This is a genomic window from Serratia sp. SM04, assembly GCF_040280225.1.
In the GTDB taxonomy this organism is placed as follows: Bacteria; Pseudomonadota; Gammaproteobacteria; order Enterobacterales; family Enterobacteriaceae; genus Serratia; species Serratia sarumanii.
The window spans coordinates 316,998-340,614 of record NZ_JBEOQT010000021.1 but is presented as its reverse complement, the minus strand read 5'-3'; the positions used below and the strand labels follow the sequence as shown (position 1 = coordinate 340,614).

Here is a 23,617-nt window from a genome sequence, read left to right as displayed (position 1 = left end):
TTGAGTTAACCGTTTGATTTTCGCGTCCCTTCGTCTCTATTCCTTCAGTTGTGGCACCAAGGATAGCCGCCATCCCGCACCACTTCGCGGCCCATCAGGCTGTAAACATCGCTTTTGCGCGTCAGCCGCTCATGCCACCAGTTAAACCCGGCGCCCTTGCTGGCCGGATGCCACGCCAGCCAAATCATTTCGTCGCCCTTTTGCATCTCCACCGGCACCGTCACCAGTTCGCCGCTGGCCAGTTCCTTTTCGATCAGCGACGGCGGCAGAAAAGCGTGGCCGATGCCGCGTTTGAGCAGCGCCAGGTTGCTTTCCACGTCGCACACCACCAGTTGGCGCTGCAAAGGCAACGTGCCGTGATTGCGTTTGGGCAGTTCATGGCTGCTGTCGGCGATCGCAACCACGATGTCGTTCAAGCGCTGCTTCTTGCACACCGGCTTTTTCTGCGCCGCGAACGGATGCGAGGGCGACACGCACAGCACAAAGTTGAGCTTGCCGAGCATCAGGGTTTTGGCCTGTACGCTGTCGGGGATTTGGCCGATGGCGATGATCAGATCCGCCCGGTTGTTCTTCAGCGCATCCCAGGTGCCGTTCAGCGCTTCCCGCTGCACCGAGATATTGGCGTTCGGGCAATGCTGAATATAGTCGCGGATATCCTGCGTCAGGGTCTCCAACGGGAAGAAGGTGTCCACCGCCAGGCGGATATTATTGTCCAGCTTGGGGATGTTTCTTACCCGGCTTTCCAGATCCTGCACCGCATTTAATATCCAGCTGCCCTCCTGCAGGAGAAATTCCCCTTCATCCGTCAGGGTAATCATGGGGCCATTGCGATGAAAAAGTTTCACGCAGAGTTTACTTTCAATATTGGAAACCCGATAAGAGATTGCCGAAGGCGTTTTATGCAGCGCCTCCGCCGCCATAGAGAAAGAGCCGGTGCTCTTAATGGTGCTGATTATTTTAATCGCGTCCAGGGATAATCTAGTCATACAAATTCCTCTTTAAAATAAAACAAGAAAAATGACACTAAATTCCCAAGGTGGTGGCGCACAAAAATCGATCAAATCGAACAAGGATACTCAAGGCAACAAGCAATATACTTCATAAATGAGAGCGCTATCTTAAATACTATTCATCACGACCTGATATAAAATTCATCATAGCGCTCTATTTTTGCATTGTGACAGTTAAATAAATTCAGCCTAACGATCAAAGATCGTCATCATAATAATTTCCGTTAATAGCCGTTAAAACATTCCGCTCTGCTGCACGACCAGAATGATAAAAATAAAACAAGCCGACAAGAAGGGTTATTTCCAATTACGTTATTAGCCTCTCATTTTGTCGGTGAAATACGCTCAACTTACAACATAATTTCAGTCAGGAGTGACTTATGAACAAAACTTCCCGTACCCTATTCTCTCTGGGCCTGCTGAGCGCAGCCATGTTCGGCGTTTCGCAACAGGCGAATGCTCACGGTTATGTCGAATCGCCGGCCAGCCGCGCCTATCAGTGCAAACTGCAGCTCAACACCCAGTGCGGCAGCGTGCAGTATGAACCGCAGAGCGTCGAAGGCCTGAAAGGTTTCCCGCAGGCCGGCCCGGCTGACGGCCACATCGCCAGCGCCGACAAGTCCACCTTCTTCGAACTGGATCAGCAAACGCCGACGCGCTGGAACAAGCTCAACCTGAAAACCGGCCCGAACTCCTTTACCTGGAAGCTGACCGCGCGTCACAGCACCACCAGCTGGCGCTATTTCATCACCAAGCCGAACTGGGACGCTTCGCAGCCGCTGACCCGCGCCTCCTTTGATCTGACGCCGTTCTGCCAGTTCAATGACGGCGGCGCCATCCCTGCCGCACAGGTTACCCACCAGTGCAATATACCGGCAGATCGCAGCGGTTCGCACGTGATCCTTGCCGTGTGGGATATAGCCGACACCGCCAACGCCTTCTATCAGGCGATCGACGTCAACCTGAGCAAATAATCGGCCAAATGAGGCCATCTTTGAGGGTTCAGCCTGGCGCTGAACCCTTCTTTTTTTGGCTCTCGCGCCACCGCCCCCCTCGCCTCCCCCGCCGTAAACCGCGCCCCGCCTGGGTTTACTCGGCATTCATTGTTATTATCCATCGCAACAATCAGAAAAAGCGCATTTTCATTCCCGACCCGATGATGCAGTGTGTTCCCCCTATGATGAAAAAGGTTCTCATTTCCCTACGTTGAGCTTGGTCAAGGAGCTTATCAATGAATCAATTAGACGCACTCAAGCAGCTGACCACGGTGGTCGCCGACAGCGGCGATATCGAATCCATCCGCCAGTTCGAACCCCAGGACGCTACCACCAACCCTTCGCTGATCCTGAAAGCCGCCGCGCTGCCGCAGTACAAGGCGCTGATCACCGAAGCGTTGGACTATGCCCGCCGCCAGGGCGGCAGCAAGGAAACCCAGCTGATCAACGCCAGCGATAAGCTGGCGGTCAATATCGGCGTCGAGATCCTCAAAAGCGTGCCGGGCCGCATCTCCACCGAAGTGGACGCCCGCCTGTCGTTCGATCGCGGCATGTGCGTCGCCAAAGCGCGAAAGCTGATCGCCATGTATCAAGAACAGGGCATCGACAAATCGCGCATCCTGATCAAACTGGCTTCCACCTGGGAAGGCATCAAAGCCGCCGAGGAGCTGGAAAAAGAAGGCATCAACACCAACCTGACGCTGCTGTTCTCCTTCGCCCAGGCCCGCGCCTGCGCCGAAGCCGGCGTGTATCTGATCTCGCCGTTCGTCGGCCGCATCTATGACTGGTATCAGGCCAAACAGCCTGCCGCCGACTACGATGCCGAGCAGGATCCGGGCGTGAAATCGGTGCGCACCATCTATGAATACTACAAGCGTCATCGTTACCAGACGGTGATCATGGGCGCCAGCTTCCGCAAGGTTGAGCAGATCCTGGCGCTGGCCGGCTGCGATCGCCTGACCATCGCGCCGAACCTTTTGGAACAGCTGAAAAACAGCGACCGGCCGGTCGAGCGCAAGCTGACCCCGTCCACCGAGGGCTTCCACCAACCGGCCCCGCTGGCCGAAGCGGAGTTCCGCTGGCTGCACAACCAGGACGCCATGGCGGTGGAAAAACTCGCCGAAGGCATTCGCCTGTTCGCCGTCGACCAGCAGAAGCTGGAAGACATGCTGGCCGCTCAACTGTAACCGTACTGGAGTTTCGTTATGTCTTCTCGTAAAGAGCTTGCCAACGCTATCCGCGCACTCAGCATGGACGCCGTACAAAAAGCAAATTCCGGCCACCCGGGGGCCCCTATGGGCATGGCGGACATCGCCGAAGTCCTGTGGCGTGACTACCTCAACCACAACCCGACTAACCCGCACTGGGCTGACCGCGACCGTTTCGTGCTCTCCAACGGCCACGGCTCCATGTTGATTTACAGCCTCCTGCACCTCACCGGCTACGACCTGCCGATGCGCGAGCTGGAAAACTTCCGTCAGCTGCATTCCAAAACCCCGGGCCACCCGGAGTACGGCTACACCCCGGGCGTTGAAACCACCACCGGCCCGCTGGGCCAGGGCATCGCCAACGCCGTCGGCTTCGCCATCGCCGAACGCACCCTGGCGGCGCAGTTCAACCGCCCGGGCCACGACATCGTTGACCACCACACCTACGCCTTCATGGGCGACGGCTGCATGATGGAAGGCATCTCGCACGAAGTCTGCTCTCTGGCCGGTACCCTCAAGCTCGGCAAGCTGACCGCTTTCTACGATGACAACGGCATCTCCATCGACGGCCACGTCGACGGCTGGTTCACCGACGACACCGCCCTGCGCTTCGAAGCCTACGGCTGGCACGTAGTGCGCAACGTCGACGGCCACAACCCGGACGCCATCAAGGCCGCGATTGAAGAAGCGCGCAAGGTGACCGACAAGCCGTCGCTGCTGATGTGCAAGACCGTTATCGGCTTCGGTTCGCCGAACAAGGCCGGCACCCATGACGTGCACGGCGCCGCGCTGGGCGCCGCCGAAGTGGCCGCCACCCGCGAAGCGCTGGGCTGGAAATACGCCGCCTTTGAAATCCCGCAGGACATCTACGCCCAGTGGGACGCCAAGGAAGCCGGTCAGGCCAAAGAAGCGGCCTGGAACGACAAGTTCGCCGCCTACGCCAGGGCCTTCCCGGAGCTGGCTGCCGAGTTCAAGCGCCGCATGAACGGCGAGCTGCCGGCCGACTGGAAAGCCGACGCCAAGGCGTTCGTGGAAAAACTGCAGGCCAACCCGGCCAACATCGCCAGCCGCAAGGCGTCGCAGAACGCGCTGGAAGCGTTCGGCAAGGTGCTGCCGGAGTTCCTGGGCGGCTCTGCCGACCTGGCGCCGAGCAACCTGACCATGTGGTCAGGCTCGAAAGCGCTGAACGTTGACCCGGCGGGCAACTACATTCATTACGGCGTGCGCGAGTTCGGCATGACCGCCATCACCAACGGCATCGCGCTGCACGGCGGCTTCCTGCCGTACTCGGCGACCTTCCTGATGTTCGTGGAATACGCCCGCAACGCGGTGCGCATGGCGGCGCTGATGAAGCTGCGCAACGTGTTCGTCTACACCCACGACTCCATCGGTCTGGGCGAAGACGGCCCGACCCACCAGCCGGTGGAGCAGCTGGCGAGCCTGCGCGTGACCCCGAACATGAGCACCTGGCGCCCGTGCGACCAGGTGGAATCGGCAGTGGCGTGGCAGTACGGCATCGAGCGCAACGACGGCCCGACCACCCTGGTGTTCTCGCGCCAGAACCTGACCCAGCAGCCGCGCAGCGCAGAGCAGCTGGCGAACGTGTACCGCGGCGGCTACGTGCTGAAAGACTGCGCGGGCACGCCGGACGTCATCCTGATTGCCACCGGCTCCGAAGTGGGCATCACGGTGGAAGCGGCGGACAAGCTGACCGCGGCGGGCCGCAAGGTGCGCGTGGTGTCGATGCCGTCGACGGACGCGTTCGACAAGCAGGATGCGGCGTACCGCGAGTCGGTGCTGCCGGCGGCGGTAACGGCGCGCGTGGCGGTGGAAGCGGGTATCGCGGACTACTGGTACAAGTACGTGGGGCTGAACGGCGCCATCGTGGGCATGACCACCTTCGGTGAGTCGGCGCCGGCGGAGCAGCTGTTCGCCGAGTTCGGCTTCACCGTGGACAACGTGGTGGCCAAGGCGCAGGCGCTGCTGAAGTAAGCGGCCTGGCGCCAGCCGATAAGAAAGCCGGTCATCGTGACCGGCTTTTTTTATGCCATCACCCGATGGATCTGCAAATACTGCAGCAGCATGATGGTCTTGCCGTCTTTAATGCGGCCGTCGGCGATCATCGCCACCGCTTCGCTGAACGGCAGTTCGATCACTTCAATATCTTCATCTTCAATGCCGCCGCCGGCCGCGCGCCGCTCATCGTCATGGTATTCGGCGATAAAGAAGTGCACGATCTCGGTCACGCCGCCCGGCGACATGTAGGCTTCGAAGATTTTCTTGACCTCGCCCACCTGAAAACCGGTCTCTTCCACCGCTTCGCGGCGCGCACACTGCTCTGGAGAGTCGGCATCCAGCAGGCCGGCGCAGGCCTCGAGCAGCATGCCGCTCTCGTTGCCGTTGACATAGGTCGGCATGCGGAACTGGTTGGTCAGCACCACCGTGCCCTTGGCGCGGTTGTACAGCAAAATGGTGGCGCCGTTGCCGCGATCGTAGACCTCGCGCATCTGTTGCACCGAACCGCCGTTTTTGCGTTTCAGATCGAACGTATACTTATGCAGCACATACCAGTTGTCCGACAGCAGCTCTTTCTTCACATTCTCAATTTTCGACGACATGACCCTTTTTCCTTGAGTTGCAACCTGAAGATCATACCGCGATTACGCCGCGCCGCGGCAGACGATTTGCAACAAAACATCATCGGCCCCGGCGGCGGCCCGACCTGAAATCATCTTAAAGTAAGCACATCTAAGTAGCGGAAACCCTGAAAAAAAACCATAAGGGATAGCGCCACATCATCCTAATAACACGCGCCTATTTTATTTTTCAACGCCTCTTTAGGGAAAACCAACGTGAAACTGACTCATCGCTGCTTGTTACCATTAAGCCTTTTATTGATGGCCAGCGCCGGCGCTCAGGCGGCGGACTGCGCCAACGTGCCGGAATGGGTGGCTAAAACCTACGCCATCAAAGGCACGCAGGTCATAAAGGACAATACGCTGTTCGCCAATAAATGGTGGGCAGAAAAACACCATATCCCCGGCGTAGCCGGTTGGGTCGGCGAACCCTGGCAAAACCTCGGCCAGTGTGCCGCCCAGGAGACTCCCTGGTGGCAAGCCTATGCCGAGCAGGAGGGATTCAACGATGCGCTGCGTTACATCGGCACCAGCCTGGATGCGCTGAATCAGGATGCCGAACAGGCGATGGCGGACTCGCAAGATGCCCGCACGCCGCTGTATTGGCTCAAACGCACCATGCAGATGTACCCGTCAGACACGCCAAATGTCTACCGGCTGCCGATCGTTCACGCCGCCAGTTGGTACAACTCCTTGTATGGCAGCATGGCGCGCGGAATTTTCTTCTACACCCGCACGCTGGGGAATCAGGGCGACAGCGTCACGATAAAGGCCGGAACTATTCCGGCAGGCAGCTCATGTTTTGCGGCGACCAGCGCCCGTTTCGATAACGTTGACAACATCTACTCGAACAAACGAAAGCTTGATGCCAACAAGGAGACCACTTATACCTTCGCGCAAACCGGCGTCCTGGCCTTAGGCTGCAGCCATCCGCAAAAACAGCAAAACGGCGAATTTGTCCGGTTAGAGGTGAGCGGCGGTGGCGACAGCAACCTGCACATTCTCGGTCAGAATACGCAAGGCGACTGGGAGCAACAGAAGGCCGGCGCCGGCATCCTGGGCGGCGCCGTGTTGTATGACGGTAAATCCAACCACTTCGTACCGAAGAAAATCACCGACAAAACGCAGGAGATCATCAATAAATCGCTGGGGGAAAGCCTCAGCATCGCCGCGCTGTATGAAGCGGTGAACGGCATGGACGGCACCCACGAGATGTTCACGGCATCACAGGGTTCCCTGTTCCTCAACTACAGCAAATGCTGCAGCGCCGAATACCGCGAGGGCGCGGTCAACGTCGGTTTCTTCGCCGACAAGACCACCCGCGCCAACGCCGCCCACTGGGGACTCTGGCACGAACTGGGGCATGAGAACGAACCGCAGTGGGAATACAACGTATTCCCCGAAGTGCAGGTCAACCGTTATTCGGTACTGGCTTGCCGCCTGTTGTCGGAACGCAACGATTTCGACTATGGCCCAACCTGCAAACTGGGTGCCGACAAGGAGTGGGATCGGGATGCGGTGCGTAAGTTCCTCGCATCAGAAGTGCGCTATGACGAATTCCCGAAGAAGCAGCATGATGTCGCGCTGGGGTTTTTTACCCATCTGTTGCACGCTTATGATGAATCCTTCTTCCCGCGAATTAATCAGGAACGGCTGAAGCAGACTTTCGCGGCGCCGGGTAACACCATGCAGGATAAATATAAATACGTTTTCGGCACGCCGCAGAAGGTCATCGACTTCAGCGTGGTCGTCTACAGCCGGGAGGCGGGGCAGGATCTGCGCGAGTACTTCACCCGCTGGGGGCTGCGCTTCAGCGACCACGCAGCGAAGCAGGTGGCCGCGATGAATCTGCCGACGCCCTGAAGCGCGGCAATAAAGCGCCCCCAGAAACAGGGGGCCTTCTGCCTGATTTCATCCGCGCTAAAGGCAAATCTTCAGAGAAAACCGGCCCGCCGCTGAACATCGGCGGGCATTTCGCTATTCATTTGATTACACAACGACAATTGTTCCCGTTTTGTTGACAACTTGATACAAATCGCGGTGCAATTTAGTTGCAAAAGTTATAGTTTTGCTTTCGAATGAAACTGGCGAAGCGCCTCACCTGAGAGAAAAGGATTCCGTGATTGCTTGTTAAACGTTCCGTGACCGGCAGCCTGGCCAGAGCGCTGTTCGGCATCGTGATACTGTCGGTGCTCGCCACCGGGTTGGCGTTGACGACCGTCGCCGGCAGCCAGAGCGATGCCGAGGCGATCAACATCGCCGGTTCGCTGCGCATGCAAAGCTACCGCTTGGCCTTCGATCTCGAGCGGCAGAGTCCGGAGTTGGAGCTGCACCTGCAGCAGTATCGGCAATCGTTGCAGGCGCCCGCGTTGCAAAAGCTGACGCGCTTTTACGTCCCGGCCGAGGTGCGCAACCACTATCTGGCGCTGCAACGAACATGGCAAACGATGGAGCGGCAGATCCGCGACGGGCAGGCGGCCGCCTACCGGGCTGAGGTCGCCGGCTACGTCAACCGCGTCGATCATTTCGTTTCCGCTCTGCAGCGTTATTCCGAGTTGAAACTCACCCTGGTGGCCGCCGTCAGCGTACTGGGCTACGCCGCCATCATCGGTCTGGTGCTGTTCTGCATCCGCTTTATGCGCCGCCAGGTGGTCACGCCGCTGCAGCATCTGGTCGACGCCAGCCAGCGCGTGCAACAGCGCGACTTTCGCCATCCACAGCTGGACGTGGCGCTGCCGAACGAGCTCGGCGTGCTGTCGCAAACTTTCAGCGCCATGTCTGACGAGCTGGCCCGCCTCTATCAGTCGCTGGAGCTGAAAGTGCAGGAAAAGACCCAGCGCCTGCAGCAGGCCAACGACACGCTGGAGGTGCTCTATCGCTGCTCGCAGGCGCTGAGCGTGCGTCAGATCGATCAGCAGGCGTTCGAAAATGCGCTGCGCATCGTGCGCCAAAGTGAACGACTGCGCTGCATCCGGTTGAACGTGGCGGACGATCATGGCCAGTGGCAACTGAACGAAGGAGAGCCGGCGCCGGCGCAAACCTGGAGCGCGCTGCCGATCACCCAAGGCGATAAACTGCTGGGCGAGTTGCGATGGCAGCCCGAAGCGCAGCCGCCGCATCCTCACCTGATGCAGAGCCTGGCCAACATGCTGGGGCGCGGCGTCTACTTCAACCGGGCGCAAAAGCAGCACCAATATCTGCTGTTGATGGAAGAGCGTGGAACCATCGCACGCGAGCTGCACGATTCGCTGGCGCAGACGCTGTCGTTCCTGCGCATCCAGCTGACGCTGCTCCGGCGCGCCGCCGACGATCCGGCGGCGCAGGCGATTATCGACGATTTCGAGCGCACGCTGGCCGATGCCTATCGCCAGCTGAGAGAATTGCTGGCCACCTTCCGCCTCAACATTCAGGAGGCGGATTTGAATGCCGCGCTGGAGCAACTGTTGCAGCCATTAAAGGCGCTAACCCCCGCGCGGATTCAGTTACACTGTCGGCTGCCCTCGCAGGCGCTCAACGCCCAGCAGCAGGTGCACGCGCTGCAGATCGTGCGCGAGGCGGTGCTCAATGCCGTCAAGCACGCCGGAGCGAACGAGATCGCGGTATGTTGCGAGGTCAACGCCGCAGGCGACAACGTATTCAGCATTACCGACGACGGTTGCGGCATCGCCAGTCTGGAAGAACCGGAAGGGCATTACGGCTTGACCATCATGAGCGAACGCGCGGCGCGACTGGGAGGAACGCTGCGCATCCGGCGCAGAAGCGGCGGCGGCACGGCGGTCTGCCTGACATTCTCGCCCTGACCTTGCGGCTGTTCACTCTGCGTTACGGTTGCCGCCGGCCTGAAGGCCGCCCGGAGAGGTTTGCGGTGCAGAATGCCGCTATTTTTGAAGAGACAGTCCCACTGTGAAGCACGCCTCCGGGCGCGTTTGAGTGGCTTTACTTGCTACAGGGAGCATATTTCATGGTGATGAAGCAATACCGAGTCATGATCGTTGACGATCATCCGTTGATGCGGCGCGGCATCAAACAACTGCTGGGACTGGATGCGCGATTTGGCGTGGTGGCAGAGGCCGGCAACGGCAGCGAGGCGGTTGCGCTGGCGCTGCAGCACGCTCCGGACGTGATCTTGTTGGATCTGAACATGAAGGGCATGTCGGGGCTAGATACGCTGCGGGCCCTGCGCGACGAAGGCGTGGACGCGCGCATCATCGTGCTGACGGTCTCCGACGCGCGCAGCGATCTGTATGCGCTGATCGACGCCGGCGCCGACGGCTATCTGCTAAAAGACAGCGAACCCGAACAACTGCTGGAACACATCAGCGCCGCCGCCGAGGGCCAGAACGTGATCAGCGACGCGATGGCCGACTATTTGCTGGCGCGCAGCGAGCAGCGCGACCCCTTCGCCGCCTTGACCGAACGCGAACTGGACGTCCTGCAAGAGGTGGCGCGCGGCCTGTCCAACAAGCAGGTGGCGGCGCAGTTGCATATCTCTGAAGAAACCGTGAAGGTGCACATCCGCAACATACTGCGCAAGCTGGACGTGCGTTCTCGCGTGGCGGCGACGGTGATGTACCTGGAGTACAAAAGCCACTGATCGCCCCGCCCCGGCCGATCCGCCGGGGCCGCTTACTCGATGGCGCTGAGCAGCGCCTGATGATGCTGGTGTACCCAGCTCTTGTTGAACGGCCCCCAGCTTTCCAACTGATAGAAACCGTCGTTGTTGCGCACGCCCTGCTGCACGAACTGCAGCTCGACGCCCATGCCGGGCAGCGCCTTCAGCACATCCTGCAACGTACGGCGCGGCCAGCCGGTCAGCGCCATCAACCGCGGCACATTAGGCCACTCACTGTGGCTGATCAGCCAGCATAAATAAAGCCGACGGGCAAATACCGGGTTAATTCCCATGCCAAGCTCCTGCTGTAAGGTGAGGCCAGTTTTTACTTTTCGATTCCCTGCGGCGAAAAAATGCGCAAGGCCTTTGATAGTAATAAAAATGTCTTAATAGCGTACAATTACCGACGCCGATACGCCCGCGCCGTTTTCCGCTACCGTTATTTACACTATCTCCTTTTTTTCTCCACGCTTTCCTCGGCTATCCCGAGTAAAGTGCAATAGCGCCGGAATCCTTCCCTGCCGCTGAAATGCATATTTCCGATGCGTTTTAAAGATAGAACAAGTCATAACGAGGTTCGCGCTGCATGGCCAATTTTTTTATTGATCGCCCGATTTTCGCCTGGGTGCTGGCAATTATTCTTTGCCTGACCGGGGCGTTGGCGATTTTTTCTTTACCGGTAGAACAATACCCGAATTTGGCGCCGCCGAACGTGCGCATCAGCGCAACTTACCCAGGTGCTTCGGCGCAAACGCTGGAAAACACCGTTACCCAAATCATTGAACAGAATATGACCGGCCTCGACAACATGATGTACATGTCGTCGCAGAGCACCAATACCGGCCAGGCGACTGTGACCTTGACGTTCGAAGCCGGCACCGATCCCAACGAGGCGATGCAGCAGGTGCAAAACCAGCTGCAGGCCGCGATCAAACGCCTGCCGCAGGCGGTGCAAAATCAGGGGGTGACGGTCTCGAAATCCGGCGACACCACGCTGATGATGGTGGCATTCGTCTCCACCGATGGCAGCATGGACAGGCAGGACATCGCCGATTACATCGTCTCCAACCTGCAGGACCCGCTCAGCCGCATCAACGGGGTCGGCAGCATGGACGTGTACGGCTCGCAATACGCCATGCGCATCTGGCTCGATCCCAACAAGCTCAACAGCTACCAGTTGACCACCCAGGATGTGGTCAGCGCCATTCAGTCGCAGAACGCCCAGGTTGCGGTCGGCCAGTTGGGCGGCACGCCATCGGTCGATAAGCAGGCGCTGAACGCCACCATTAACGCCCAGTCGCAGCTCCAGACGCCAGAACAGTTCCGCCAAATCACCCTGCGGGTCAATCAGGACGGTTCGCTGGTGACGCTGGGCAACGTTGCCACCGTCGAACTGGGCGGCGAAAACTACAACTACCTCAGCCGCTACAACGGCATGCAGGCCGCGGGCATGAACATCAAGCTGGCCTCCGGCGCCAACGAACTGCAGACCGACCAGTTGGTGAAAGACAAGATCGCCGAGCTGTCGCAATACTTCCCGCACGGGCTGGAGGCCAAAGTGGCCTATGAAACCACCCCCTTCGTCAAAGCCTCGATCAAGGACGTGGTGAAAACGCTGCTGGAAGCCATCCTGCTGGTGTTCCTGGTGATGTATCTGTTCCTGCAGAACTTCCGCGCCACACTGATCCCCACCATCGCCGTGCCGGTGGTGCTGCTGGGCACCTTCGCCATCCTTTCCGCCTGCGGCTTCAGCATCAATACCCTTACCATGTTCGCCATGGTGCTGGCGATCGGCCTGCTGGTGGACGACGCCATCGTGGTAGTGGAAAACGTCGAACGCGTGATGAGCGAAGAAGGCCTGCCGCCGCGTGAAGCCACGCGCAAATCCATGGGGCAAATCCAGAGCGCGCTGGTCGGCATCGCTCTGGTGCTGTCAGCGGTGTTCGTGCCGATGGCGTTCTTCGGCGGCACCACAGGCGCCATCTATCGCCAGTTCTCCATCACCATCGTTTCCGCCATGGTGTTGTCGGTGCTGGTGGCGATGATCCTGACCCCGGCCCTGTGCGCCACGCTGCTCAAACCGATCGCCAAGGGGCACCATCACGGCAAGCGCGGCTTCTTCGGCTGGTTCAACCGCATGTTCAACCGCAACGCCGAACGCTATGAGCGCGGCGTGGGGCGCATTCTGCACGCCAGCGGCCGCTACATGGTGATTTATCTGCTGTTGCTCGGCGGCATGGCGCTGCTGTTCATCAAGCTGCCGACCTCGTTCCTGCCGCAGGAAGACCGCGGCATTTTCACCGTACAGGTACAGCTGCCGGCGGGCTCGACCCTGCAGCAAACCTCTAAAGTGGTGGAAAAGGTCGAGCAGTATTTCCTCACCGAAGAGAAACAGGACGTGTTGTCGGTGTTCGCCATCATCGGCTCCGGGCCGGGGGGCAACGGCCAAAACGTGGCGCGTCTGTTCGTTCGGCTGAAAGACTGGGATCTGCGCACCTCGGGCGCCAACAGCTCGTTCGACATCATCGATCGCGCCACGCTGGCATTCAACAAGATTAACGAAGCGCGGGTGATCGCCAGCAGCCCGCCGGCGATCACCGGCCTCGGCAACTCCTCCGGCTTCGACATGGAACTGGAAGATCACGCCGGGTTGGGGCACGCCAAACTGATGGCGGCTCGCGACCAACTGTTACAGCTGGCGGCGCAAAATCCGCTGCTGTCGCGCGTGCGCCACAACGGCCTGGACGACAGCCCGCAGCTGCAGATCGATATCGATCAGCGCAAGGCGCAGGCGCTGGGCGTATCTATCGACGACATCAACAATACCCTCTCCACCGCCTGGGGTTCGACCTACGTCAACGACTTCGTCGATCGCGGCCGGGTGAAGAGAGTTTACGTGCAGGCCGCCGCGCCGTTCCGCATGCTGCCGGAAGACATCAACAAATGGTATGTGCGCAACAGCGCGGGCGGCATGGTGCCGTTCTCGGCCTTCGCCAGTTCACACTGGGAATACGGCTCGCCGCGGCTGGAACGCTATAACGGCAACTCGGCGCTGGAAATCGTCGGCGAGGCGGCCAACGGCGTCAGCACCGGCACCGCCATGGCGGAAATGGAAAAACTGGTCAGCCAGTTACCGACCGGCTTCGGGCTGGAATGGACGGCGCTCTCCTACCAGGAACGCTTGTCCGGCTCGCAGGCGCCGGCGCTGTACGCCATCTCGCTGCTGGTGGTGTTCCTGTGCCTGGCGGCGCTGTATGAAAGCTGGTCGATACCGTTCTCGGTGATGCTGGTGGTGCCGCTGGGGGTGATCGGCGCGGTCGCCGCCACCTGGCTGCGCGGCCTGGAGAACGACGTTTATTTCCAGGTCGGCCTGTTGACCATCATTGGGCTGTCGGCGAAAAACGCCATTCTGATCGTCGAATTCGCCAACGAGCTGAACCACAAAGGGCAGGATCTGATGTCCGCGACGCTCGACGCATCACGCATGCGTCTGCGGCCGATCCTGATGACTTCGCTGGCGTTCATCTTCGGCGTGCTGCCGATGGCCACCAGCAGCGGCGCCGGTTCCGGCAGCCAGCATGCGGTCGGCACCGGGGTGATGGGCGGCATGATCTCCGCCACCCTGCTGGCGATTTTCTTCGTGCCGCTGTTCTTCGTGCTGGTTCGCCGCCGCTTCCCGGGCAAAGCGCATCCGGCAGGCAATACGACGGCCGCCGGGGAGTGATAGCCTGGGCATAAAAAAAGCAGCGTCGGGTTACCGATGCTGCTTTATTTCGAACGATAATCTCGTTCCCAAGGTGTTTCAGTGACTTTCCAATGACTCAACCTTGCCATCTGCTTCAACGCTGTGTCAGTTGCCCAACATCTCATCAATGAAGTCTTTCCAGTTTCCTAATTCACGATCAACCATAATACTTTACAACCTCAATTATTTGACGAAGCGGATTCTACGCCTGTTTTTTGACCATGTGAAGGGAAACGGGAACGATGCCGGGCCCGGAAACCGGGCTTAGCGCACATTTTCGTATTTATCTGATCAATACTCAGTGCTGCTATTCCCTTGTGATATCAATTTCTCCGCGGTAGCGTGTAAAAGGTATAACAATACGACAATGGAGCGCCGACATCCGCGGGTATCAGCACGCCATTCGGCACTATGCCGCCGACCTCAGTCTTATTGGTTAGAGGAAAACGATGGAAATTATCACCGACCCGAACCGCCGCGCCATCGACTGGCAGCGGCTGTGTGAATTGCTGGAGGCCGCCGGGCTGGGCAAGCGCGATCCGCACACCCTGCGGCGCGTTTACCAACACAGCCAGTTTTGCTATTGGGGTTTTATCGGCGACGAGCTGATCGCCACCGCGCACGCCATCAGCGACCTGACCTCGGTCGCCTACCTGGCCGACGTGGCGATCGATCCGCGCTTTCAGGGGCAAGGGCTGGGGCGCCGGTTGATGGATCGGGTGATTCAAGATTTGGCGCCGCTCGGCAAGATTTTCATCTATTCCGTGCCGGAAAAACTGGCCTTCTATAAAAAGTACGGCTTTCATGATTTGACCACCGGCATGGTGTATGCGGACGGCGCCTCACTGCAACGGTTGCAAAACGGCGGTTATATCCGCTGATCATCTTGATCAAAATACTTTTCTCAGCAGAATACAGCTGACGATCTGCTTGAGACAGATAAAATGCTTAGCCAAAACGCCCCAGAAAAAACACACACTCTCTTTTAACTTTTTATTTTCACTATTATTCACCTCTGCAACCATGAATGAGAAAACGTTTGAACTTCCTGTCAGAGATATTTCTTAGTCATTAGACCTCTTACAAAGATATCACGAACCAAAAGATCGGTAAAAACGATCGAATATTAATTTACGATAGGAATGATCTATGATATTTCCTTTTAATTATCCTTGATTGATAGCTGACATCTATTTAAAAATCTCTACCCCTCTTGCGGCAATTTTAACTTAAATTATTTATTATTTAATTATCAATAAGTTATTAAGAAATCCAACTAAACCAGCGGTATAGGTAAATGTTGAGATTCATCATCGGAAATAATTCAACATTTAATTATTTCGATTATTTCTATTTTTATACTTTAAGATAACCGTCGCCACCGGGAATAAAAAATAAAGGATTATAATAATATGAAGATCGATATTTTCAGCGAATGTACCTATACCATTATCGGTATCAGACAACTGATAAATCAAACATGGTCAGAAAAAAACACGCCAGCCGACTTTAACCGCAGAAGGGTCTGCTTTATCGATGTCACCCTCGCCAATTTTGAAGCGCGTTACCGCGATGAATATGCCAACCCCAAAACCTACAAAATAGTCATTATTACCGACTGCCCGCATGAGATGGTGATTGTCGACAATAAGACCATTATATTATCAAACCTTATATCTTTAAGCCGTTTCAGCCACCTGATCGGCGATTTATATACGCGCTACAGTCACTATACCGAGCCGCCGCAGCTCTCCCGGCGCGAGTCCCTTTTCCTGTCGGAGTGGTCGACGGGAAAATCGCTGACCGATATCAGCAACGCTATGAATATAAGAAACAAAACCGCCAATCATTACAAATCGAGAATCATGAAAAAGCTTGGCGCCAGCAGAATAAAACCGCTGTTGCATATTACCCGCGTACGGTGTTTAACCGATCGTTTAAATATAAAAATTAATAAAGAATAGTTCCTCTGAGCCCAGATCCGCATTGGCGGCTGAACGCGTTCGCCGACGTCTTTTACAAGCACCGTCGGCGAAGTCTGCCGTTCAACCACATTGCCAACTTCTCTCCCTGGTGCTCAATCGCATCTCGCGCGCATCGTTGTCTGGATCTCGCCGCCGCTTTACTGGCATTATCTCTGCTATCGCCGGGCGGCGAGAAGGCCTAAGACCGCGCCCGCCGCCCAGTATCGACTCGACGAGACAGGTAGCTTTACGCCATGGCAAACAAACCGCAACAGACAACGCTGACGATGTACGGCATCAAAAACTGCGACACCATCAAGAAAGCCCGCCGCTGGCTGGAAGATCAGGGCGTGGCCTATCATTTTCACGACTACCGCGCCGACGGCCTGACCGAACAGCAGCTGCGCGGTTTCGTCGCGCAACTGGGTTGGGAGCCGCTGCTCAATACCCGCGGCACCACCTGGCGCAAGCTGGATGAAGCGCAGCGCAACGCCTGCGATAACGCCGACGCCGCCATCGCGCTGATGCTGGCGCAGCCGGCAATCATTAAACGCCCGCTGCTGGACGACGGCAACGGCCGCGCCCTGCTCGGTTTTAACGCCGACACTTACCAGCAATTTATCGCCGAGGTCGCCGTATGACTTGCCCGGTTATCGAACTGGCCCAGCAGCTTATCAAGCGCCCTTCCCTCAGCCCGAATGACGAAGGCTGCCAGCAACTGATGATCGATCGTCTGCAGGCAATCGGCTTCACCGTCGAAGCGATGGACTTCGAAGACACCCAGAATTTCTGGGCCTGGCGCGGCGAAGGGCAAACCCTGGCGTTTGCCGGGCACACCGACGTGGTGCCGACCGGCGATGAAAAGCGTTGGGACAACCCGCCGTTTGAACCGGCGATCCGCGACGGCATGCTGTATGGCCGCGGCGCGGCGGACATGAAAGGTTCATTGGCCGCAATGGTGGTGGCCGCCGAGCGATTTGTCGCCGCTAACCCGGATCACCGGGGCCGCCTGGCATTTCTGATCACCTCGGATGAAGAGGCCAGCGCCACCCACGGCACGGTTAAGGTGGTCGAAGCGCTGATGGCGCGCAACGAGAGGCTGGATTACTGCCTGGTCGGCGAGCCGTCCAGCACCGAGCGCGTCGGCGACGTGGTGAAAAACGGCCGACGCGGCTCCATCACCGCCAACCTGCATATCCACGGCGTACAGGGGCACGTCGCCTATCCGCACCTGGCGGACAACCCGGTGCACCGCGCCATGCCGGCGCTGAATGAACTGGTGGCGATCGAATGGGATCGCGGCAACGAGTTCTTCCCGCCGACCAGCATGCAGATCGCCAACGTGCAGGCCGGCACCGGCAGCAACAACGTGATCCCGGGCGATCTTTACGTGCAGTTCAACTTCCGTTTCAGCACCGAGCTGACCGACGCGATGATCAAGCAGCGCGTGGAAGAGCTGCTGGAACGCCACCAGCTGAACTACAGCATCGAGTGGCGGCTGTCCGGCCAACCGTTCCTCACCTCGCGCGGCGCGCTGGTGGATGCGGTGGTCAACGCCGTCGAGCACTATTCTGAACTGACGCCGCAGTTGCTGACCACCGGCGGCACCTCCGACGGCCGCTTTATCGCGCAGATGGGCGCGCAGGTGGTGGAGCTGGGGCCGGTCAACGCCACCATCCACAAGGTCAACGAATGCGTCAACGCCGCGGATCTGCAGCTGCTGAGCCGCATGTATCAACGCATCATGGAGCAATTGGTCGCATGATCAACGCAGAGATGCTCACCGGCCGCTCAACCGAACACCTGGCGCCGCTGAGCGGGAACCATCGGCTGCAGCCGCAGGCGGTCAACGCCTTCCTGGCGATGCAGCAAGCGGCGCATGAGGCGGGATTCGATCTCCAGCCCGCCAGCACCTTCCGCGATTTCGACCGGCAGTTGGCGATTTGGAATGGCAAATTCTGCGGCCAGCGGCCAGTATTAGATAAGGACAGCCGCCCGATCGACGTCGCGCCTCTGCCCGCCGCCGAGCGCTGTGAGGCAATCCTGCGCTGGTCGGCCCTGCCGGGCGCCAGCCGCCATCACTGGGGCAGCGATCTGGATGTGTACGATCCGTCGCTGCTGCCGGAAGGGAAAAAGCTGCAGCTGGAGCCGTGGGAATATGAAGAAGGCGGTTACTTTGCGCCGCTCAACCAGTGGCTGACGGCGCATATGGCCGAGTTCGGTTTCTACCGCCCCTTTACCGAAGACAGCGGTGGCGTGGCGGTAGAGCCGTGGCATCTGAGCTACCGGCCGCTGGCGCAAGAAGCCGAGCATTTGCTGACCCCGGCGCTGTTGCTGGCGGCCTGGCAAGACAAGGAGGTCGCCGGTGCCGAATGGCTCGAACGCCATCTGCCCTCGATTTTTTCGCGTTTTATACGCAGTGAAGTAAAGGAGTAGCTATGCAATGGTTAGCTGATTACTGGTGGATTATCCTGCTGGTTCTGGTGGGAATGGTCGTCAGCGGCATCAAGGAACTGCGCCGCGTCGACGTGAAAAGCTATCTGGCCAACAAGCCGGAGATACCGCCGCACCGCGACAATAATGCCCAGTGGGATGACGAAGACGACTGGCCGAAAAAGAAATGACACCAGGGCGCTTATCGGCGCCCTGAGTTTTTAGCGAAAGGCGATCAGCTCGCCGCGCTTGCCGGACAATGCTTCGTCCCAGTAGCGCTGCGGCACATAATAATGCAGCCTTTCCAGCGCGGCGTTCATCATGCCCTGGTTGATCGCGTGCCCGACGTTTTCCTCTACGTCCAGCGTGAAATCGGCGCCGCCGGCCCGAAGCGCTTCCGCCGCCGCGTGAGCGTGTTGCACCGCGATCACCGCGTCCTCTTCACCGTGGATCAAATGCACCACGCTGTCGCCGAAAGCCTGCTCAGGCAGCTGGGCGAAACGCCCGCTGAACGCCACCACGCGCCCGGCCAGCCGGGTTTCCGCTTTCAACGCTTCCAGCGCCATAATGGCCCCTTGCGAGAACCCCACCAGCGCCGTGCCGGCATAGCCCACGCCGCTCAGCTGCTGCCAATGGCGCACCACCGCCACAAACTGCGGCATCACGTCTGCAATACGGGCCGCGCGGTTCTCTTCGGTCACGTCCTGCACCGAAAACCACTGGCGCCCGGCGCCGTTGCCAAACGCTTCGGGGCCACCGATGCTCACCACCTGCGCCTGAGGAAACTCTTTGGCGAAGTAGCTGCCGATCTCCCCCATCGCCACCGGGTTGTCGCCGACACCGTGAAACAGCAAGATCAGCTGCGCCGCCGGGGTCGCCGGGCTTTGGACAACGAAATGCTCATGTTTCATCGATGACTCCTTAATAGTAACCAAACCTGGTGCGAGGACAGTCGCCGCCGCACCGCTGACAGTGACTATACGCCGTTGAGAAAGCGGGAAAATCGGGTTTTATTGAGCGAGTTGTTCAATTTATTGCAACGACTGCGCCCAGTCGCGCCAGTAGCGGCAGTGCTGCGCATTCAGCTGTTCCAGCGCCTGCGCCGTTTCATGCCGCCAGTGGCGCAGCAAGGCTTTCTGGCCGCTGACGCCCGCCTGCTCCGCGCAGGCCGCCGGGGATTGCCGCCGCTGCAGATGGCCGCGCAGCGCGGGCAGCGGCAGATTGCTGGCCAACAGCAAACGCTGCAATGCCCCCAGGCTGGCCTCCAGCGGCCGGTGGGCGAAAGCGAACCCGGCCAGCTCACGCCAGTCCTCTTCGCCGAGCGACGTATCGCCGTCGTCGCCCGGGATCGCCAGCGCGAGCTCGATGCGCTGCCGCAGCCAGGGCCAGTCGCGCGCCAGATGCTTGTGCGCCGCGTGCCGCAGCGCCTCCCCTTGCTCGCTCAAGGGTAAAATAGCCATCGCGGTATAGCAGCCGCTGCTGGCCTCCGGCTTGCTGCCGATGCGCACCAGCTCGAAACCGCAGGATTGCCAAAAACGCCACAGCGGCTCGGTATAGCCGAAGCTGACCGACAGGAAATCCAGCCCCTGCGCCTGGCGGCGTTGCCGTTCAATCAGCTGACGCGCGATACCCTGTCGCCGCAGCGCCGGCAGCGTCGCGATGCGGGTAATGCGCCGTGAACGTAGCGTTGGCGCCCACCATTGGCCGCCGTGCGCCGCCAGCGACTGCGCCACCAGGTTGCCACGCGGCCGACGGCGGCCGGCCCACACATCGTGCGCCAACTCGGCGCTCAAGCCGCCTTCGTCCACCAGCCACACGGCGCCGACCACCTCTGGCCCGGCCTGCGCCAGCCCGTAATGCATGCCGGGCGCATCCATCAGCCTGCGCAAGTCCAGCGGCGAGGTGCGGTAATGCGCGCTGCTCAGCAGGGCGTAGAAACGCGCCAGCCGCTGCGGATCGGCGCACAGTTCGCGCTGCTCCGCTTGGCTGTAATCGATCGCCTGGCCATCCGCCGGCCAGACGGGCAGCTCGTTGAACAACAGCGCATTGTCCGTGATCCGTTCCAGCGCATCGCCCTGTGCCCAGCGCATCGGCTGTTGCAGGCTCAACGCCTGATAAGACGGCAGCCCGGCGCAAAACTTCAGCAGAAAACCGCGGCCGGTGCCCTCATACCCCTGCACCGTAGTGGTCAGCAGCACGCGCGGGAAATAACCGATCAGCTGCTGCAACAGCGGCGCGGGGATCGCCGCCGCTTCATCCACCAGCAGCCAGCCCACGGCGCCGACGTCCCCCTCCCGACACTGCGCCAGCAAGGCATCAGGCGCCCAAAACTGCGCGCGCCCCTGCGCCCATTCCCCGGCCACCTCCGTGGCGGCGCGGCTCGGCCCGGTGATCCAACAGGTCAGCGGCGACTGCGCCACCAGCATGCCGGCCAGCGTCGATTTGCCGCGGCCGCGGGCGGCGGTCAGCACCCACACGCCGGATTCGGCCTGCAGCAGCGCCGTCAAGATCGCCTGTTGCTCCCCGGTCGGCCGGCCATCCGGCGGCAGCCAACCCTCGCGCGCCGGCAGCTCGGCGAGCGTCAGAGGCTCATCCTGCCGCCAGATCGTCACTTCTCGGTCGTCTGCCAGGTGCTGCTGCAGATGGTGAATGAAATGCGGGGTGGTGATCGGCTGTGGGCAATCGCTCCAGCGCAGGCTGTCGCCGTCCGGCAGCTGAGACCATTGCCGCCAGGGCGGCGTCAGCAGCAGCAGCCAGCTGCCGGCGCGCAGTGCGCCGCACAGCGCCGCCAACGCCTCCACGTCCAGCGATTGGCCGGCGTCGAACACCGCGTGCAGCCGTTCCTGCCCCAGCAGTTGGCGCACCGCGCCGCTCGCCAACGCCGTCAGGCCGGGCGGCGGGTTTTCCCCCACCCACGGCCAGTCGCCCGGCAGCGTCGCCGCCAGCCGCTGCGCCTGTTCGCGGCACCAGCCGGGCTCACCGCTGAGCACCAGCAGGCGCCGGATGCCCTGCCGCCGCATGAGTTGTTGCGCTGCCTGTAGCATAAGGCTGTATCTCAATCCGAAAAAAATGCCGGAGTCAGGCTCCGGCACTTGAGGCGTTAACGGGATGCAAAGGTGTTGCAGGTATTGGGATCGCCGCTGTCGAAGCCCTGTTTAAACCAGGTGTAGCGCTGCTGCGAGGTGCCGTGAGTGAAGCTGTCCGGCACAACGCGGCCCTGACTCTGCTGCTGCAACCGATCGTCGCCAATCGCCTGCGCGGCGTTCAGCGCCGCCTGCAGATCGCCCTCTTCCAGCATCTGCTGCTTCTCGGCGTATTTGCCCCACACGCCGGCGAAACAGTCCGCCTGCAGCTCCATTTTCACCGACAGACGGTTCACTTCCGCCTGGCTGGCACCCTGCTGCATCTGGCGAACCTTGGGCTCGATGCCCAACAGGTTCTGCACGTGGTGGCCGACTTCGTGCGCCACCACATAGGCCTGAGCGAAATCACCGCCGGCGCCCAGCTTGGTTTTCATGTCCTGATAGAAAGACAGATCGATATACACCGTTCTGTCACCCGGGCAGTAGAACGGCCCCATTGCCGCCTGACCGGTGCCGCAGCTGGTGCGCGTCACGCCGCGATACATCACCAGCTTCGGCGGTTGATAGGTTTTGCCCATGCGCTGGAAAATCTCTTTCCAGTTGTCCTCGGTCGAGGCCAGCACCACCGAGGTGAATTTGGCCAGCTCATCATCTTTCGGACTGATGTTGGCGCTCTGTTGTTGCCCCTGCGGCGCAACGTTACCGCCGTTCAATAGCGGCGACAGATCGATGCCGTAATAGCCGGCCACCAGCACCACCACCAGAATGACGATGCCGCCCTTGCCGCGCACCGGCACGCGGAAGCCGCCGCCGCCCAAACCTGAAGATTGCCCGCGACGATCCTCAACATTGTCACTTTCCCGACGCCCTTGCCAACGCATAAATATACTCCAGATATTTCCCCTGCTCGTTGAAGTTGCGCCGCGATGGTAAGCGCAAAGGCAGCTTCAAGCCTGAGTGGGATAGGTTTTAGTCATCTCGCATCCATTATTATAAATGGTCTGCCGCAGAGGAAATGTAGAAATTTTCTGGAAAAACGCAGAATAGCGGGACGATCCGGCCGGATCGCCCCGAATGGCGGTGCCGACGCTTAGTCGAGCTTCACGCCGATGCGGCGCGCCACTTCTTCATAGGCTTCGATCAGGCCGCCCAGGCTTTGACGGAAACGGTCTTTGTCCATCTTGTCCAGGGTGTTTTTGTCCCACAGGCGGCTGCCGTCCGGCGAGAACTCATCGCCCAGCACCACTTCGCCGTTGAACAGGCCGAACTCCAGCTTGAAGTCGACCAGGATCAGGCCGGCGTCGTCGAACAGCTGGGTCAACACGTCGTTGGCGCGGTAGCTCAGCTCGCGCATGCGCGCCAGATGCGCTTTGCTCACCCAGCCGAAGGTTTCGCAGTAGGATTCGTTGACCATCGGATCGTGCATGGCATCGTTTTTCAGGAACAGATCGAACAGCGGCGGGTTCAGCACCAGGCCTTCTTCGATGCCCAGACGCTTCACCAGCGAACCGGCGGCGCGGTTGCGGATCACGCATTCCACCGGCACCATGTCCAGCTTTTTCACCAGCACTTCGTTGTCGGACAGCAGACGCTCCATCTGGGTCGGGATGCCGGCTTCTTCCAGTTTGCTCATGATGAAATGGTTGAACTTGTTGTTCACCATGCCTTTGCGATCGAACTGCTCAATGCGCTGACCATCCAGTGCTGACGTATCGTTGCGGAACTCCAACACCAACAGATCGGGATTCTCGGTGGTGTAAACGGTTTTTGCCTTTCCGCGATACAGCTCAGCTAGCTTTTGCATCTTACTTACTCCAGTGATGTATCCCCGATGTCTCCCGAGCGCGGCCCGAAATTAGGGGGTATAGAATTGACCTAATGAATTCTTTGGCGTGCCGGGCACTATTGTGCCAAACCTGCGACGCAAACGA

The 23,617-nt window shown here is 59.4% G+C and carries 21 protein-coding genes; 13 read left to right on the top strand and 8 right to left on the bottom strand.

From position 1 onward, the window contains the following. Positions 1–44 precede the first annotated feature (44 nt). Positions 45–986, bottom strand: coding sequence for a LysR family transcriptional regulator (locus ABTW55_RS16040; RefSeq protein WP_033635481.1), 942 nt, complete (start codon positions 984–986; stop codon positions 45–47). Positions 987–1,390: 404 nt separating this feature from the next. On the opposite strand from ABTW55_RS16040, the gene ABTW55_RS16035 reads away from it, so the two are divergent. The 3 genes from ABTW55_RS16035 (at position 1,391) to tkt (ending at position 5,205) form a co-directional block, all read left to right on the top strand. Next, positions 1,391–1,984 (top strand): lytic polysaccharide monooxygenase, encoded by a 594-nt coding sequence (locus ABTW55_RS16035; protein WP_033635482.1) that lies wholly within the window; start codon positions 1,391–1,393, stop codon positions 1,982–1,984. 257 nt (positions 1,985–2,241) lie between these two features. Beyond that, positions 2,242–3,192: a transaldolase gene (gene tal / locus ABTW55_RS16030; protein ID WP_033649859.1), complete on the top strand. Its 951-nt coding sequence runs from the start codon at positions 2,242–2,244 to the stop codon at positions 3,190–3,192. A gap of 18 nt (positions 3,193–3,210) precedes the next feature. After that, entirely contained in the window at positions 3,211–5,205 is a 1,995-nt protein-coding gene (gene tkt / locus ABTW55_RS16025) for a transketolase (RefSeq protein ID WP_060418201.1), read from the top strand. A 50-nt stretch (positions 5,206–5,255) separates the two neighbouring features. Here the strand turns inward: tkt and nudK are convergent, their stop codons facing one another. Further along, the gene (gene nudK, locus ABTW55_RS16020; protein WP_033635486.1) at positions 5,256–5,831 is read right to left on the bottom strand and encodes a GDP-mannose pyrophosphatase NudK; all 576 of its coding nucleotides are present in this window, start codon (positions 5,829–5,831) and stop codon (positions 5,256–5,258) included. Positions 5,832–6,065: 234 nt separating this feature from the next. On the opposite strand from nudK, the gene ABTW55_RS16015 reads away from it, so the two are divergent. The 3 genes from ABTW55_RS16015 (at position 6,066) to ABTW55_RS16005 (ending at position 10,443) form a co-directional block, all read left to right on the top strand. Beyond that, positions 6,066–7,712 carry a M60 family metallopeptidase gene (locus ABTW55_RS16015; protein WP_126192960.1) on the top strand — a complete coding sequence of 549 codons (1,647 nt, stop codon included), beginning with the start codon at positions 6,066–6,068 and terminating at the stop codon, positions 7,710–7,712. Between the two features lie 260 nt (positions 7,713–7,972). Continuing rightward, a complete protein-coding gene (gene narQ, locus ABTW55_RS16010; RefSeq protein WP_060423096.1) occupies positions 7,973–9,649 on the top strand; it encodes a nitrate/nitrite two-component system sensor histidine kinase NarQ in 1,677 nt (558 codons plus the stop codon). Positions 9,650–9,810: 161 nt separating this feature from the next. Next, positions 9,811–10,443, top strand: coding sequence for a response regulator (locus ABTW55_RS16005; protein WP_033635488.1), 633 nt, complete (start codon positions 9,811–9,813; stop codon positions 10,441–10,443). 32 nt (positions 10,444–10,475) lie between these two features. Here ABTW55_RS16005 and ABTW55_RS16000 read toward each other — a convergent pair whose 3' ends face one another. Further along, the gene (locus ABTW55_RS16000; protein ID WP_060423098.1) at positions 10,476–10,754 is read right to left on the bottom strand and encodes a helix-turn-helix domain-containing protein; all 279 of its coding nucleotides are present in this window, start codon (positions 10,752–10,754) and stop codon (positions 10,476–10,478) included. A 293-nt stretch (positions 10,755–11,047) separates the two neighbouring features. Between ABTW55_RS16000 and acrD the strand changes: the two genes are divergently transcribed. After that, on the top strand, positions 11,048–14,185 hold the full coding sequence (acrD, locus tag ABTW55_RS15995; protein WP_033635489.1) for a multidrug efflux RND transporter permease AcrD: 3,138 nt from the start codon (positions 11,048–11,050) through the stop codon (positions 14,183–14,185). A 126-nt stretch (positions 14,186–14,311) separates the two neighbouring features. On the opposite strand, the gene ypfM is transcribed toward acrD, so the two are convergent. Next, on the bottom strand, positions 14,312–14,371 hold the full coding sequence (gene ypfM / locus ABTW55_RS15990) for a protein YpfM (protein WP_100396732.1): 60 nt from the start codon (positions 14,369–14,371) through the stop codon (positions 14,312–14,314). Positions 14,372–14,655: 284 nt separating this feature from the next. On the opposite strand from ypfM, the gene ABTW55_RS15985 reads away from it, so the two are divergent. From ABTW55_RS15985 to ABTW55_RS15960, 6 genes are all read left to right on the top strand, one after another. Further along, positions 14,656–15,087, top strand: coding sequence for a GNAT family N-acetyltransferase (locus ABTW55_RS15985; protein WP_060423101.1), 432 nt, complete (start codon positions 14,656–14,658; stop codon positions 15,085–15,087). A gap of 531 nt (positions 15,088–15,618) precedes the next feature. Further along, entirely contained in the window at positions 15,619–16,170 is a 552-nt protein-coding gene (locus tag ABTW55_RS15980) for a LuxR C-terminal-related transcriptional regulator (protein WP_033648805.1), read from the top strand. 254 nt (positions 16,171–16,424) lie between these two features. Continuing rightward, positions 16,425–16,811, top strand: coding sequence for an ArsC family reductase (locus tag ABTW55_RS15975; protein WP_033654592.1), 387 nt, complete (start codon positions 16,425–16,427; stop codon positions 16,809–16,811). Next, positions 16,808–17,935, top strand: coding sequence for a succinyl-diaminopimelate desuccinylase (gene dapE, locus ABTW55_RS15970; protein ID WP_033648807.1), 1,128 nt, complete (start codon positions 16,808–16,810; stop codon positions 17,933–17,935). The genes ABTW55_RS15975 and dapE overlap by 4 nt, the downstream gene beginning before the upstream one ends. Further along, positions 17,932–18,606 (top strand): M15 family metallopeptidase, encoded by a 675-nt coding sequence (locus ABTW55_RS15965; protein WP_033654591.1) that lies wholly within the window; start codon positions 17,932–17,934, stop codon positions 18,604–18,606. The genes dapE and ABTW55_RS15965 overlap by 4 nt, the downstream gene beginning before the upstream one ends. 2 nt (positions 18,607–18,608) lie before the next feature. Further along, on the top strand, positions 18,609–18,794 hold the full coding sequence (locus tag ABTW55_RS15960; RefSeq protein ID WP_004941720.1) for a YpfN family protein: 186 nt from the start codon (positions 18,609–18,611) through the stop codon (positions 18,792–18,794). 30 nt (positions 18,795–18,824) lie between these two features. On the opposite strand, the gene ypfH is transcribed toward ABTW55_RS15960, so the two are convergent. The 4 genes from ypfH to purC all read right to left on the bottom strand — a co-directional run bounded on the left by ypfH (position 18,825) and on the right by purC (position 23,490). Beyond that, on the bottom strand, positions 18,825–19,514 hold the full coding sequence (gene ypfH, locus ABTW55_RS15955) for an esterase (protein ID WP_049194842.1): 690 nt from the start codon (positions 19,512–19,514) through the stop codon (positions 18,825–18,827). A 120-nt stretch (positions 19,515–19,634) separates the two neighbouring features. Then, positions 19,635–21,647 (bottom strand): tRNA(Met) cytidine acetyltransferase TmcA, encoded by a 2,013-nt coding sequence (locus tag ABTW55_RS15950; protein ID WP_060423104.1) that lies wholly within the window; start codon positions 21,645–21,647, stop codon positions 19,635–19,637. 56 nt (positions 21,648–21,703) lie between these two features. Further along, a complete protein-coding gene (locus ABTW55_RS15945; protein WP_033635497.1) occupies positions 21,704–22,567 on the bottom strand; it encodes a neutral zinc metallopeptidase in 864 nt (287 codons plus the stop codon). Between the two features lie 209 nt (positions 22,568–22,776). Continuing rightward, positions 22,777–23,490, bottom strand: a complete 714-nt coding sequence (gene purC / locus ABTW55_RS15940; protein ID WP_033635498.1) for a phosphoribosylaminoimidazolesuccinocarboxamide synthase — start codon at positions 23,488–23,490, stop codon at positions 22,777–22,779. Between the last annotated feature and the right edge of the window lie 127 nt (positions 23,491–23,617).

Bases quoted from the DNA above. Each gene is read 5' to 3' on its own strand.
- ABTW55_RS16040 (WP_033635481.1), bottom strand. From the start codon at position 986: ATGACTAGATTATCCCTGGACGCGATTAAAATAATCAGCACCATTAAG.
- ABTW55_RS16035 (WP_033635482.1), top strand. From the start codon at position 1,391: ATGAACAAAACTTCCCGTACCCTATTCTCTCTGGGCCTGCTGAGCGCA.
- tal (WP_033649859.1), top strand. From the start codon at position 2,242: ATGAATCAATTAGACGCACTCAAGCAGCTGACCACGGTGGTCGCCGAC.
- tkt (WP_060418201.1), top strand. From the start codon at position 3,211: ATGTCTTCTCGTAAAGAGCTTGCCAACGCTATCCGCGCACTCAGCATG.
- nudK (WP_033635486.1), bottom strand. From the start codon at position 5,831: ATGTCGTCGAAAATTGAGAATGTGAAGAAAGAGCTGCTGTCGGACAAC.
- ABTW55_RS16005 (WP_033635488.1), top strand. From the start codon at position 9,811: ATGGTGATGAAGCAATACCGAGTCATGATCGTTGACGATCATCCGTTG.
- ABTW55_RS16000 (WP_060423098.1), bottom strand. From the start codon at position 10,754: ATGGGAATTAACCCGGTATTTGCCCGTCGGCTTTATTTATGCTGGCTG.
- acrD (WP_033635489.1), top strand. From the start codon at position 11,048: ATGGCCAATTTTTTTATTGATCGCCCGATTTTCGCCTGGGTGCTGGCA.
- ABTW55_RS15985 (WP_060423101.1), top strand. From the start codon at position 14,656: ATGGAAATTATCACCGACCCGAACCGCCGCGCCATCGACTGGCAGCGG.
- ABTW55_RS15980 (WP_033648805.1), top strand. From the start codon at position 15,619: ATGAAGATCGATATTTTCAGCGAATGTACCTATACCATTATCGGTATC.
- ABTW55_RS15975 (WP_033654592.1), top strand. From the start codon at position 16,425: ATGGCAAACAAACCGCAACAGACAACGCTGACGATGTACGGCATCAAA.
- dapE (WP_033648807.1), top strand. From the start codon at position 16,808: ATGACTTGCCCGGTTATCGAACTGGCCCAGCAGCTTATCAAGCGCCCT.
- ABTW55_RS15965 (WP_033654591.1), top strand. From the start codon at position 17,932: ATGATCAACGCAGAGATGCTCACCGGCCGCTCAACCGAACACCTGGCG.
- ABTW55_RS15960 (WP_004941720.1), top strand. From the start codon at position 18,609: ATGCAATGGTTAGCTGATTACTGGTGGATTATCCTGCTGGTTCTGGTG.
- ypfH (WP_049194842.1), bottom strand. From the start codon at position 19,514: ATGAAACATGAGCATTTCGTTGTCCAAAGCCCGGCGACCCCGGCGGCG.
- ABTW55_RS15950 (WP_060423104.1), bottom strand. From the start codon at position 21,647: ATGCTACAGGCAGCGCAACAACTCATGCGGCGGCAGGGCATCCGGCGC.
- ABTW55_RS15945 (WP_033635497.1), bottom strand. From the start codon at position 22,567: ATGCGTTGGCAAGGGCGTCGGGAAAGTGACAATGTTGAGGATCGTCGC.
- purC (WP_033635498.1), bottom strand. From the start codon at position 23,490: ATGCAAAAGCTAGCTGAGCTGTATCGCGGAAAGGCAAAAACCGTTTAC.